The organism is Lactobacillus sp. ESL0677 (genome assembly GCF_029392875.1).
Taxonomy (GTDB): domain Bacteria; phylum Bacillota; class Bacilli; order Lactobacillales; family Lactobacillaceae; genus Lactobacillus.
This window is the reverse complement of record NZ_CP113946.1, coordinates 1422483-1435023: the sequence shown is the minus strand read 5'-3', so window position 1 is coordinate 1435023 and position 12541 is coordinate 1422483. Positions and strand designations below refer to the sequence as shown.

The 12541-nt window shown below is 40.4% G+C and carries 8 protein-coding genes, 6 tRNA genes, 1 rRNA gene, 1 pseudogene and 1 riboswitch; of the genes and pseudogenes, 12 read left to right on the top strand and 4 right to left on the bottom strand.

Annotated elements, in window-relative coordinates; translation table 11 throughout:
• The first annotated feature begins 4 nt into the window (after positions 1–4).
• The 3 genes from rrf to OZX76_RS06940 all read left to right on the top strand — a co-directional run bounded on the left by rrf (position 5) and on the right by OZX76_RS06940 (position 304).
• A 5S ribosomal RNA gene (gene rrf, locus OZX76_RS06950) occupies positions 5–121 on the top strand.
• Between the two features lie 12 nt (positions 122–133).
• Positions 134–206, top strand: a tRNA-Asn gene (locus OZX76_RS06945).
• A gap of 6 nt (positions 207–212) precedes the next feature.
• Positions 213–304: transfer RNA gene (locus tag OZX76_RS06940), tRNA-Ser, on the top strand.
• A gap of 281 nt (positions 305–585) precedes the next feature.
• Here the strand turns inward: OZX76_RS06940 and OZX76_RS06935 are convergent.
• Positions 586–1181: pseudogene (locus OZX76_RS06935) on the bottom strand (sugar O-acetyltransferase).
• A 191-nt stretch (positions 1182–1372) separates the two neighbouring features.
• Between OZX76_RS06935 and OZX76_RS06930 the strand changes: the two are divergent.
• The 5 genes from OZX76_RS06930 (at position 1373) to OZX76_RS06910 (ending at position 4552) form a co-directional block, all read left to right on the top strand.
• Positions 1373–1445 (top strand) — tRNA-Val (locus OZX76_RS06930).
• Positions 1446–1582: 137 nt separating this feature from the next.
• A tRNA-Glu gene (locus OZX76_RS06925) sits at positions 1583–1654 on the top strand.
• 4 nt (positions 1655–1658) lie between these two features.
• Positions 1659–1731 (top strand) — tRNA-Val (locus OZX76_RS06920).
• Positions 1732–1798: 67 nt separating this feature from the next.
• Positions 1799–1886, top strand: a riboswitch (SMK box riboswitch).
• Entirely contained in the window at positions 1884–3083 is a 1200-nt protein-coding gene (gene metK, locus OZX76_RS06915; RefSeq protein ID WP_277178998.1) for a methionine adenosyltransferase, read from the top strand. (Overlaps the previous riboswitch by 3 nt.)
• A 17-nt stretch (positions 3084–3100) precedes the next feature.
• Positions 3101–4552: an MDR family MFS transporter gene (locus OZX76_RS06910; RefSeq protein WP_277178996.1), complete on the top strand. Its 1452-nt coding sequence runs from the start codon at positions 3101–3103 to the stop codon at positions 4550–4552.
• Between the two features lie 134 nt (positions 4553–4686).
• Here OZX76_RS06910 and OZX76_RS06905 read toward each other — a convergent pair whose 3' ends face one another.
• Entirely contained in the window at positions 4687–5325 is a 639-nt protein-coding gene (locus OZX76_RS06905) for a phosphatase PAP2 family protein (protein ID WP_277178994.1), read from the bottom strand.
• Positions 5326–5611: 286 nt separating this feature from the next.
• On the opposite strand from OZX76_RS06905, the gene leuS reads away from it, so the two are divergent.
• Both leuS and OZX76_RS06895 read left to right on the top strand, forming a co-directional pair.
• Entirely contained in the window at positions 5612–8026 is a 2415-nt protein-coding gene (leuS, locus tag OZX76_RS06900; protein ID WP_277178992.1) for a leucine--tRNA ligase, read from the top strand.
• Between the two features lie 97 nt (positions 8027–8123).
• On the top strand, positions 8124–9767 hold the full coding sequence (locus OZX76_RS06895) for a polysaccharide biosynthesis protein (RefSeq protein ID WP_277178990.1): 1644 nt from the start codon (positions 8124–8126) through the stop codon (positions 9765–9767).
• Positions 9768–9888: 121 nt separating this feature from the next.
• Here OZX76_RS06895 and OZX76_RS06890 read toward each other — a convergent pair whose 3' ends face one another.
• Together OZX76_RS06890 and OZX76_RS06885 are read right to left on the bottom strand one after the other, a co-directional pair.
• The gene (locus OZX76_RS06890; protein WP_277133393.1) at positions 9889–10110 is read right to left on the bottom strand and encodes a PspC domain-containing protein; all 222 of its coding nucleotides are present in this window, start codon (positions 10108–10110) and stop codon (positions 9889–9891) included.
• Between the two features lie 67 nt (positions 10111–10177).
• Positions 10178–10261, bottom strand: a tRNA-Leu gene (locus OZX76_RS06885).
• 99 nt (positions 10262–10360) lie between these two features.
• On the opposite strand from OZX76_RS06885, the gene OZX76_RS06880 reads away from it, so the two are divergent.
• Together OZX76_RS06880 and OZX76_RS06875 are read left to right on the top strand one after the other, a co-directional pair.
• Positions 10361–11650, top strand: a complete 1290-nt coding sequence (locus OZX76_RS06880; RefSeq protein WP_277178988.1) for a serine hydrolase — start codon at positions 10361–10363, stop codon at positions 11648–11650.
• 3 nt (positions 11651–11653) lie between these two features.
• A complete protein-coding gene (locus tag OZX76_RS06875) occupies positions 11654–12496 on the top strand; it encodes an NAD(P)H-hydrate dehydratase (RefSeq protein ID WP_277178986.1) in 843 nt (280 codons plus the stop codon).
• Positions 12497–12541 lie beyond the last annotated feature (45 nt).

The following is a 12541-nucleotide window of genomic DNA, read 5'->3' as shown; positions in this document are numbered from 1 at the left end:
AAAGTACGGTGGCAATAGCAAGAAGGAAACACCTGTAACCATGTCGAACACAGCAGTTAAGCTTCTTCACGCCGAGAGTAGTTGGTGGGAGACTGCCTGCGAGGGTAGGACGCTGCCGTGCTTTTTTTAATATTCCGGCTTAGCTCAGTTGGTAGAGCGCTTGACTGTTAATCAAGATGTCGTCAGTTCGAGTCTGACAGCCGGAGTATATTGGAGCGTTGTCCGAGTGGCTTAAGGAGCATGATTGGAAATCATGTATACGGGTTTTAATCCTGTATCGAGAGTTCAAATCTCTCACGCTCCGTATATACGTTAAGAAGTCTTGATTTATCAGGGCTTCTTTTCTTTTATATTTATTTCCACATTATTAATTGATACAAAAAAATAAAAAAGCCCATGCCTTATAATAAAATAATGGAAAGCCTGTTGAATATGGCTTAACAGGCTTACATTTTGCTAGTTATATAAAAGTAGTTCAAATTAAATGTGTAAAGAGATTAATGAGAGTTTAAACATGCCTTAGGATTAACTTCGATCTTACTTAAACGTATGGACTAATTTTTGACTGAATAAAATGATTTTAAATTATTTCATTTCATCTCTAGCTTGAAAGTAGTTTCTTTCCTCATTTAGCCAAAAATCATGTTCTTGGTTACCAAGCTGTTTAATCAAATGAGCGGGATTACCACCGATTAGCAACTACATCTTTAGTTACCACTGCTCCAGCAGCAATAATCGCATTCTCGCCAATAGTAACTCCTGGCAGGATTACCGCGTTACCACCAATCCAAACATTGTCGCTGACAACAATTATTTTTCCAAATTCAAGCCCAGTTTGGCGAATTTGAACATCAGTAGGATGACCAGCGGTATAAAAACTAACACGTGGACCAACTAAAACATTATCACCAATAATAATTTGATTAACATCCAAAAAAATGCAGTCCATGTTGGCGTAAAAATTATTGCCTATTTTTGTATGACGTCCGTAATCGACATAAAGAGGGGGAACTACGTAACTATTTTTGCCCAAATTAGCAAAAAGTTGCCTTTCTAGGGCTATTATTTTTTATTTATCAGTGATTTTTTCTTGGTTAATTTTTTGCGCAATTATTTTACCATGAATTGAGTTATTTTCTGGTTTAATATGTACAGCTTGATATAATTTTTATTTTTAATATCTGCTAATATTTAAAATCTTTGGCTATAATTTTACTTCCTAAAAACTTTTTAAATTGATTTTATTTTGCTAGATTTTTAATTATAGTTAAGTAAAAAATTACGAATTTTACAAAAAAAGCAAAAAAAAGATAGACAAGACCGCGACCTTTTGTTATAGTATTAAGAGTAGTCATGAGATGACAACGACCTCGGAGGATTAGCTCAGCTGGGAGAGCATCTGCCTTACAAGCAGGAGGTCACAGGTTCGAGCCCTGTATCCTCCATAATAATGGTGGTGTGAAAGATTTGCACCGCCATTATTTATGGAAATAATTAAATATTATTTTTCAGAATTGAGAAAGAATTCTTGCATTTTTCTAAGTATCTTGTATACTAGTTAAAGTGCTTTGATTCAGGCTATGACCCGTTGGTCAAGTGGTTAAGACATCGCCCTTTCACGGCGGTAACATGGGTTCAAATCCCGTACGGGTCACTTTGGAGGATTAGCTCAGCTGGGAGAGCATCTGCCTTACAAGCAGGAGGTCACAGGTTCGAGCCCTGTATCCTCCATCGTTCTAAGACTACCGAATCTACGGTAGTCTTTTTTTATACAAAAAGAACGAAACAATTTAATATTTATCGGTTCAAGTCCTGAGAGGATCTGCTAGGTAAGTGGAGATGCCTTGTAACCGAATAGCTATTGTCTATATAGGGGGACTATTGTGGAAAAACGTTTATTTACTTCGGAATCTGTTTCTGAAGGGCATCCAGATAAGATTGCAGACCAAATTTCTGATGCAATTTTAGATGCAATTATTGCTCAAGACCCAGATGCACACGTTGCCTGTGAAACTATTGTTACCACGGGAATTGTGTATGTGTTTGGTGAAATATCGACTAGTGCTTACGTTGATATTCAATCAATCGTTCGTAAAACAGTTTTACGGATAGGTTATGATAAGCCAGAACTTGGCTTTGATGGTAATAATTGCGCTGTATTAGTTGATATTGATGAGCAATCGTCTGATATTGCTGATGGTGTTGATCATTCGCTAGAAACTCGTGAAAATCAATCTGACGAAGATAATTTAGATCAAATTGGTGCAGGCGACCAAGGATTAATGTTTGGCTTTGCTATTAAAGAAACGCCAGAGTTGATGCCGTTGCCAATTTCACTTGCGCACCGGTTAATGCGTCAAGTTGCACAATTGCGTAAAGATGGAACTTTGACATGGTTACGTCCAGATTCTAAAGCGCAAGTTACCGTTGAATATGATGAAACCGGTAAGCCTAAGCGGGTTGATACGGTTGTCATTTCAACGCAAACTGATGATCAAGTTACTAATGAAGAAATCCGTCAGGCAATGATTGATTTAGTCATTAACAAGGTTATTCCAGTTAAGTATTTGGATGAGCAAACAAAATACCTGATTAACCCTTCTGGTCGCTTTGTAATAGGCGGACCTAAAGGTGATTCTGGTTTAACTGGTCGCAAGATTATCGTTGATACTTATGGTGGTTATGCTCGCCATGGTGGTGGCGCCTTTTCTGGTAAAGACCCAACAAAGGTTGACCGCAGTGCTAGTTATGCGGCGCGTTATGTTGCCAAAAACATTGTGGCAGCTGGTCTAGCATACCGCTGTGAAGTGCAGTTAGCATATGCAATTGGTGTAGCTCATCCAGTATCAGTAATGATTGATACTGCAGGCACTGGAAAGGTTAGCGATGAGCTCTTGACGAAAGCGGTTCGAGAAATCTTTGATTTACGACCAGCTGGTATTATCAAGATGCTTGACTTGCGGCGACCAATATATGAGCAAACTGCAGCCTACGGCCATTTTGGTCGCACTGATATTGATTTGCCGTGGGAAAAGACCGATAAAGTTCAAGCAATCTTGGATTTTGTAAAGAAAAATAAATAATTTTAAGGAGGAGCATTATGAAAAAAACAAACGTACCTGTTGTTACGCTTGCGATTTTTATGACAACTTTTATGGCTGCGATTGAAGGAACCATTGTTTCAACTGCAATGCCAACCATTGTTTCTGACCTGAATGGGTTGGAAATTATGAACTGGGTTGTTTCAATTTTCTTATTTATGACAGCTGTATCGACTCCTTTATACGGAAAACTGGCAGACAGCATTGGTCGCAAGCCAGTTTTTTTGTTTGGTATTGCGTTGTTTGTTGTTGGGTCAGCTCTTTGCGGGCAAGCACACAATATGATGGAGTTAATTCTGTTTCGAGTTGTGCAGGGGCTTGGTTCTGGTGCAGTTCAGCCTGTGGCAATGACTATTATTGCAGATTTGTATACTTTAAAAAAGCGTACCAAGATGCTTGGACTTAATTCTGGCTTCTGGGGAGTTGCTTCTGTTATCGCGCCGCTTTTGGGTGGTTTTATTGTTCAAAGTTTATCTTGGCACTGGGTCTTTTATATCAATGTGCCGATTGGGTTAATTGCATTCTTGCTAGTTGTGTTCTTTTTACATGAACCAAAGGAGAAGGTAGCAGTTAAGCTGGACGTTAAGGGTACATGTTGGTTAACTGTCCTATTGTTAACCTTGATGTATGTACTGCAAGAATTAGGCTCGCTTAATTGGCTGATAACAGCCGCTCTAGTGATTGTAATTATCATTAGTGCAGTTGCCTTTTATCACGCTGAAAAGAACGCAGACGACCCAATAATGCCACTCTCGATGCTTAAAGGCAGAGAGTTCCTCGCATTAAACCTGATTACCCTATTTATTTCAGGTGTCGTAATCGGTTTTGAATTCTATATTCCGACCTGGATGCAGGGAATTAAGGGAACGAGCGCAACAATTGCGGGCTTTGCCGTTACGCCAAGTTCTGTAATGTGGGTTGTTGGTTCGTTCTTAATTGGTGGCTTGCTTGGTCGCTTTGGCATTCGCAAAACTTTCTTCGGTATGCTGGGATTACTAGTAATTGCAGACCTGTTATTGCTGATTGTGCCAATGCAAACACCATTTTGGGTATTTTGTATCATTGCGACAATGAATGGTTTAGCTTTCGGGGCAATTATCACTGCGTCCCAAGTTCGTTCGCAAGTTCTAGTAGAGCCTGAAAATGTGGGGGTTGCTACGTCATTTAATACATTAATGCGTTATTTAGGGCAGACGATGTTAGTTTCAATTTATGGCATCACCTTTAATACGATTGTTGCTGGACAAATTGCAAAGCATCCGGCTTTAACCCAAGCGATGATGAACAAAATTGTATCTTCAGTTAAAGCCAAGGAATTGGCTGCTAACTTGGTTCCACAATTGCGGCAGGTGTTGTTTAGCGCCCTAAAGGGAGTATACGTTGTCTCAATGATTGCCATTGTAATTTCAATTTTGATTAATGCCAGTTATAAAAGGCAAAAAGAGAATTAAGTAAATTTATTTAAAAAGGCCAACAATTTTGTTAAAAGTTGGTCTTTTTTTGCTTAAATCACAAAACAAGTACTTGATGTACTTGAGTTTGAGTAGAAAAAAAGCCGACGTTAGTCGACTTTTTTGTTAGCAGTTTATTCTTTTAGGTAGTAATGATACAAGAAGGAATAACCAATCAGGACAAAGGTAATCCCTTCTAAGAAGCCACCGAGAACATCTGACGGATAGTGAACGTGCGTGAAGATTCTGGTGTAGCCAATTAGTAATGGGAAACAAGCCCAGATAATGCACAGAACTGTTTTAATGGCCTTGTTCTTAATTAATAAAATAGTTAGCACAATTAAAATTCCGAATAAAGTAGCACTTCCGACAGAATGGCCAGATGGGAAACTATAGCCGTGAGCGGCAACTAAGTGGTGCACATATGGTCGGTGGCGGGCGATTGCGTGTTTGATAATCCAGTTATAGCCATTAGCCGCAATCATGGTTCCTGCCGTAAAGAAGGCATAAGCGTATTTTTTAAAAATCAGAAGAATAATGAATAAGATAAGCGTCTCAACCATAATGACACTCGTATTACCTAAATTGGTAAAAGTCGTTGCGAATTTAATATTGGCCGAGTTCGTATTACAGATAATTCCAATTATTGCATTGTCAAATTGATGAATAATTTGATTGCTTGAAGAAACTAGGATGGCCCAGATTGCATAAATGACCAAAAAAATTGTTGCAGGCACAATTGTGTCTCTTTTAGTGTGTGTTGTATTACTCAAATGTTTTTCTCCCCTTGTTTTTTTTAGTATTTGTGGTAAATTATAATCATTATTGATAAAAAAATAAAGGTCAGGAACTAGTAGCAATGATGTTTTTCCTTAGAGAAAAGTCGGTTGGTGCAAGACTAAAAAAACTAATTGTGAACTGAGCCTGAGAAAAAACCTTTCGTTGTGCTACCGCGTTAAGGAGCGATAGAGGGTCATGCTGCAGCATGAAACTTAGGTGGCACCGCGATTATTCGTCCTATGATTAGTTTCATAGGACTTTTTTTATGAGGTGAAGCAGATGTACAATCACAAAGTCGTCGAAAAAAAATGGCAAGATTATTGGGCCAAAAATAAAACTTTCAAAACGGGTAACGATCCGAAGAAGAAAAATTATTATGTCATGGACATGTTCCCATTTCCATCTGGTAAGGGATTGCACGTTGGTCACCCAGAAGGTTATACAGCAACTGATATTACCGCCAGAATGAAGCGGGCGCAGGGCTATAATGTGCTTTACCCAATGGGTTGGGATGCCTTTGGTTTGCCAACAGAACAATATGCGTTAAAGACGGGTAAGGATCCGGCTGTTGTTACTAAGGAAAATATCGCTACTTTTAAAAAACAGCTGCACAAGCTTGGCTTTTCTTATGATTGGGATCGTGAACTTGCAACTTGTGATCCAAAATATTATAAGTGGACCCAATGGACATTTGAACAAATGTACAAGCATGGTTTGGCTTATGAAGCAGAAGTACCGGTTAACTGGTCACCGGATTTAGGAACAGTTGTTGCGAATGAAGACATTGTTGACGGTAAGACGGAGCGGGGCGGCTTTCCAATTTATCGTCGTAATATGAAGCAATGGATGCTGAAGATTACGGCTTATGCTGATCGGTTACTTGCTGGTCTTGATAAGCTTGATTGGCCGGAAAACGTTAAGGAAATGCAACGGAACTGGATTGGTCGTTCAGTTGGTGCACAGGTTACGTTCAAAATTAAGAATTCTGATCAGACCTTTGACATTTTTACCACTCGTCCTGATACCTTATTTGGTGCCAGCTATGCGGTTTTGGCGCCAGAAAACAAACTAGTTGAAAAAATCACAACAGCTGACTACAAGGCAAATGTTGAAGCATATGTTAAGGAAATCGAGTCCAAGTCTGACTTGGAAAGAACTGATCTGAACAAGAATAAGACTGGTGTCTTCACTGGTGCATACGCAATCAATCCGGTTAATGATGAAGAAATTCCAATTTGGATTTCTGATTACGTTTTAGCGACTTATGGTACTGGTGCGGTAATGGCCGTTCCAGCACATGATGACCGTGATTATGAATTTGCTAAAAAGTTTGACTTACCAATTAAGCCAGTTATTAAGGGCGGCGACATCACTAAGGAAGCTTATACTGGTGATGGTGTCCACTTTGATTCCGAATTTTTAAACGGCTTAAAGATTGAAGATGCGAAGAAGAAAATTGTAGCTTGGCTAGAAGAACACAATGTTGGTGAAAAGAAGGTCAACTACAAGCTGCGTGATTGGGAATTCAGTCGCCAGCGCTACTGGGGTGAACCAATTCCTGTTATTCATTGGGAAGATGGCGAAACAACTTTGGTTCCAGAAGACCAATTACCATTAGTTTTGCCACACGCAACTGATATTAAACCTTCAGGAACACCTGAAAGTCCACTTGTTAACTTGACAGATTGGGTTAACGTTGTTGATGAAAATGGCCGCAAGGGTAAACGAGAGACAAACACGATGCCTAACTGGGCTGGCTCATCATGGTACTTTATCCGTTACGTTGATCCGCATAATGACCAAAAGCTAGCTGACTATGACTTGCTTAAGAAGTGGTTGCCAGTTGACTTGTACATTGGTGGGGCAGAGCACGCAGTGCGGCACTTGCTCTACGCACGTTTCTGGAACATGGTTCTCTACGACTTGGGTGTTGTACCAAATGAGGAACCGTTCCAGCGTCTATACAATCAAGGTTTGATTTTAAAGAACCACGAAAAGATGTCTAAGTCTAAAGGCAACGTTGTTAATCCAGACGATGTGATTGATGAATACGGCGCAGACAGCCTGAGAACTTACGAAATGTTCATGGGCCCATTAGATGCCTCAATTGATTGGGATGACAATGGTCCTGCTTCGACCAAGAAGTTCTTGGATCGCGTTTGGCGTCTATTTGTAAACGATTTGGACTTGAAGGCAATCCCACAAGAAAACATCGTTAACGAAAATGACGGTACGCTGGACAAGGTATATGCCGAAACCGTTAAGAAGGTAACCGAAGACTTTGAGGCTTTGCACTTCAATACTGCGATTTCGCAAATGATGGTCTTTGTTAATGCAGCCCAAAAGGTTAAGACAATCCCACGGGAATACGCAGAAGGCTTTATTACTCTGATGGCACCAGTTGCACCACACATGATGGAAGAAATTTGGCAAATCATGGGTCATGACCAATCAGTTACCTTTGCTAAATGGCCAACTTATGATCCAGCTAAGTTAATTGAATCAACGGTAGAAATTATGGTTCAAGTAAACGGCAGGTTGCGCGGCAATTTCAACGCTGCTAAGGATACAGCTAAGGATGAGCTGCAAGAGCAGGCTTTGGCATTGCCACATGTTCAAAAATTCTTAGCTGGTAAAGATGTCAAAAAGGTCATCGTCGTACCGAATAAGATTGTTAACATTGTTGCCAAATAAAATTTAATTTTTCCTAAAATGAATAGCTATGTGATTGAGAATTATTAGCTTTGCTTGCAAAATAGGATAGTTAGTACACTAGATTTAGGGAAAATTAATGAAAGAAAATAATTTAAAAGAGCAAAACACGCAGGATACCTTCATTAAGGGTAGTGCGTGGATGACTTTTGGCTCGATTACATCACGACTTTTGGGTGCATTGTACATCATTCCGTGGTTCATCTGGATGCAGCCGTATGGCAATATTGCTAACGCGCTGACGGCTAGAAGTTATAACATTTATAGTATTTTTATCTTGATTTCAACAGCTGGGATTCCCGGAGCAGTAGCTAAGCAGGTCGCCAAATATAACGCCCTTAATGAATATGGCGTTGGTCGTAAATTATTTCGTAAAGGTTTAATTTTGATGGTGGTCTTAGGCATTGTTTCAGCTGCTGTGATGTATTTTGCCTCACCACTTTTAGCTTCGAATGGGTCACGTAGTGATCCGCGACAAGTGGCGGTAATGCGCAGTCTGTCTTATGCCATCTTGATTATTCCGATTTTGAGTATCATGCGGGGATATTTCCAAGGGTATGCAGATATGATGCCATCGGCAATTTCACAATTTGTGGAACAGCTTGCGCGTGTCGTGTGGATGCTGCTAACTGCATATATTATTATGCAGGTGCAGCACGGTTCTTTTGTTAACGCAGTTGTCCAGTCAAACTTAGCAGCGGCCATTGGAGCAGTTTTTGGAATTGCAATTTTAGTCTGGTTTTTGTTTACGCGGCGGCACAAGTTGAATAACCTTGTTGCTAATTCAAATAATGAAGTTGAAGTTTCAACAATGGGGCTGTTTGGCGAAATCATCGCTCAGGCAATTCCGTTCATTATTATTGATGCGGGAATTCAGCTATTTTACTTAGTTGACCAATATACTTTCCACCCAATGATTGCAAGCTTAGTGCAGGCTCGTTACAACACAATTGAGACTTGGTATGCCTTGTTCGCGCTTAATGCGAATAAGTTAATCATGATTATTGTGTCCCTAGCTAGTGCAATGGCAGTTACGGCAATTCCATTATTGTCAGCAGCCCATGCTAAGCACGATTTTCGTGGTATTTCAAAGCAAATTGGTAATACGCTAGACTTATTTTTGTTCGTGATGATCCCAGCAGCATTTGGGATGGCAGCGATAGCGACACCGATTTACACCATCTTTTATGGTTATGATAAGTTGGGCGCAGATGTTTTATATTTATCATCCTTTACGGCGATTTCGCTAGGGTTGTTTACCGTTTTAATGGCTATCCTGCAAGGATTATCAGAAAATGGTCTGGCGATAAAATATCTTGTGCTAGGACTGATAATTAAAGTTATCACGCAGTACCCAATGGTGTACGTTTTCAAAATCTATGGCCCGTTAGTAGCTACTAATTTGGGGATGCTAGTTATTATTTTCTTGGCTCTGAAGCATTTGCAAGTGAGTTATGACTTTAATAGCAGCCGAACCAGCCGGCGGTTTATCGGCATTACTTCATTTTCCGTAATTATGTTTCTACTTGTGATAGCAGTTGAAAAGGCTATGGAACTTGTATTAAACCCAGCAGTTCGTTGGCAAGCACTATTGATTGTTGCTGTTCCTGTTCTTGTTGGTGGCGTCTTCTACGTCTTTGCGGCAATTAAGTCTGACTTGGCGCAAAAGATTTTAGGTGACAAGATTGTTCCTATTTTAAGAAAATTACATATTCGAGCATAAAAAAAGACGTTATCACGTAATTGTGATAGCGCCTTTTTTGGTTACAAAATAGCGTCAAAGCTGCTTTGTACGCCCCTGCCAAGGAATTCTATTATACCATAATACTTAGATAGCTAATAACTCAATGCTTATGATATTCGCCATTAAGAATATTGTCACGATGGCCGTGCTCTGGAATTGCAAAGGCAGCAATAATGTAAAGTATTAACCCCCAACCAGTAAAGCAAATTAGGGCACCGCCGGCAATTCTTGTCCAAGCCTTGTCCCAATCGAAATATTCAGCGATGCCACCTAGAACGCCAGTCAAAATTTTGTCGTGCGATTTTGTTAAATGTTTTTGCATTACTCTGCTCCTTTACCATGATTTAGGTTATAAAAAAAAGCCAATCATCACAGATCAGCTTTTACAATGCCCCGAAAAAGATTCGAACTTTCACTTAGTTACCTAAACAGCGACCTGAACGCTGCGCGTCTGCCAATTCCGCCATCGGGGCTTAAATATTTTTAGCACAGTAATAATAATACCAAAAATTTGGTAAAATGTAAGCATAAAACAGAAAATATCTAAAATTTTTTCTAATTAAGGAGGATTTATGACTTTTAAGCATAAATTTAACAGAATTATTGTTGCTTTGGTGGCAATTGTGTTACTAATGTTGCCGGCAGTTCCAATTTCTGCAGCAACTCAAGTGCCAAATGATTATAATACTAACCAGTTGAATTTAAATGTTAAGTCGGCAATTGCAATTGATAGCAAGACCGGTCAGTTATTGTACGGCAAGAATATTAATCAGCCACTACCAATCGCCTCGATGACCAAGTTGATTACGGTTTATTTGACTTTGACGGCAATTAAAGAGGGAAAATTAACGTGGCAAACTAAGATGAAGCCAACTGATGCGATTATCCGGGTGGCCAACAACAAGGATTTTTCTAACGTGCCACTGCATGTGGGCCACGAATATAGCATTAAGCAGCTATATCAGGCGACTTTAATTGAGTCGGCTAATGGTGCTGCGATGTTATTAGGACAAGCTGTCAGCGGCGACCAGGAGCCGTTTGTCAAAAAGATGCGGCAGCAACTGACCAGATGGCAGATTAATGATGCCCAAATTTATACAAGTTGTGGCTTGCCGAATAAGGATGTGGGTGCTGATGCTTATCCGGGTGCCGCAAGTCAGGCTGAAAATGAACTTTCAGCTAAGGATATGGCAATTGTTGGGCAGCATTTACTCACTGATTTTCCGCAAGTTATTAAGACGGCGAAGATTGCTCGCTTGGATTTTATAGATCAAAACACGCGAACAGCAATGGTGAACTTTAACTGGATGCTTAAGGGACTGTCGCAGTATAATCCTCAGTTAAAAGTTGACGGCTTAAAGACTGGAACAACGGATGCGGCTGGCGCCTGCTTTATCGCAACGGCCAAGCATAACGGTGCTCGAATTATTACCGTTGTAATGGGTGCCGCACACCGTGATGGCAGCGACCCGTCGCGCTTTGTCCAGACTAAAGAGCTATTAAGCTATCTTTATCGTACTTATCGACCGATTATTTTTACCAAAAACGAAGTAATTACGGGGCTAACCAGGATGAAAGTTCATAACGGTAAAGCGCGGCAAATTAATATTGGTATGAAAGAAAACAGCGAAGTCTGGGCTCCGATTAGCGGTGCCAAGCTGCACGTTGAATTAGCCGATGACCAGGTTGAAGCACCTGTAAAAGTCGGACAGACAGCAACGAATTATCTGTTTAAAGCCGGCAGAGCCCCGTTAATTTCACTATCAAATCCTAGTGGAGTTCGCCTGCCAGCCAAGGCGTTTCAGGGAACAACAAGGGTTAATTTTTTAGTTCGCTTTTGGCGTTGGCTCATTGGAGGTTAAAAAGTGACAGCAATTTCAGCAGATATTTTAACTAAAGTAATCAAAAAAAGACGCAGCGATACCCATAAAGGCGATTACGGGCGCGTATTATTAATTGGTGGTTGTGAAAATTATGGCGGCGCAATAATTATGAGTGCCGAAGGCGCTTTAAACAGTGGTGCGGGGCTTGTAGCGGTGGCGACACACTCGCTTAATCTATCAGCGTTACACGCGCGTGACCCTGAAGTGATGTACATTGATTGGCGTGATCATGATTTGCCCGCGTTAATTAAAAAGATAGACGTTATTGTCTGTGGTCCAGGATTGGGATTCAGCAATTTTGCTCAAGAATTAATGCAGGTGCTGTGCGCTAATTTAACTGAGAAGCAGACGTTGGTTTTAGACGCTAGCAGTCTTGATTTAATTGCCAAACAACATAGTTTGATTCCGCAGCATATTGGTAAAATTATTTTGACGCCGCACCAAATGGAGTGGCAGAGGTTGAGCCAACTAAAGATTGCCTTTCAAACTGACAGTGCTAATTTAACAGCATTAAATGAATTATTTCCGCAGCAGAACGCAATTTTGGTTTTAAAATCGAACCATACGCATGTTTATTGTGCTGATGGGGCTGTTTATGTGAATCCGTTAGGTAATCCTGGGATGGCGACAGGCGGAATGGGCGATACACTTGCCGGGATTATTGGCGGCTTTTGCGCACAATTTGGTAATGGCCTTGAGCCAATTTTAGCTGCTGTTTACCTTCATTCGCTGGCTGGTGATCGGATTGCCCAAACGGATTACGTGGTTCGGCCAACTAAAGTCAGTGCATTATTGCCGCAAATAATGAAAAAATACGCAGGTTAAAATAGTTATATAAATTAAGTTTTGTTGTAGAATAAGGCTACGTGC

Bases quoted from the DNA above. Each gene is read 5' to 3' on its own strand.
- OZX76_RS06890 (WP_277133393.1), bottom strand. From the start codon at position 10,110: ATGCAAAAACATTTAACAAAATCGCACGACAAAATTTTGACTGGCGTT.
- leuS (WP_277178992.1), top strand. From the start codon at position 5,612: ATGTACAATCACAAAGTCGTCGAAAAAAAATGGCAAGATTATTGGGCC.
- OZX76_RS06880 (WP_277178988.1), top strand. From the start codon at position 10,361: ATGACTTTTAAGCATAAATTTAACAGAATTATTGTTGCTTTGGTGGCA.
- OZX76_RS06895 (WP_277178990.1), top strand. From the start codon at position 8,124: ATGAAAGAAAATAATTTAAAAGAGCAAAACACGCAGGATACCTTCATT.
- OZX76_RS06910 (WP_277178996.1), top strand. From the start codon at position 3,101: ATGAAAAAAACAAACGTACCTGTTGTTACGCTTGCGATTTTTATGACA.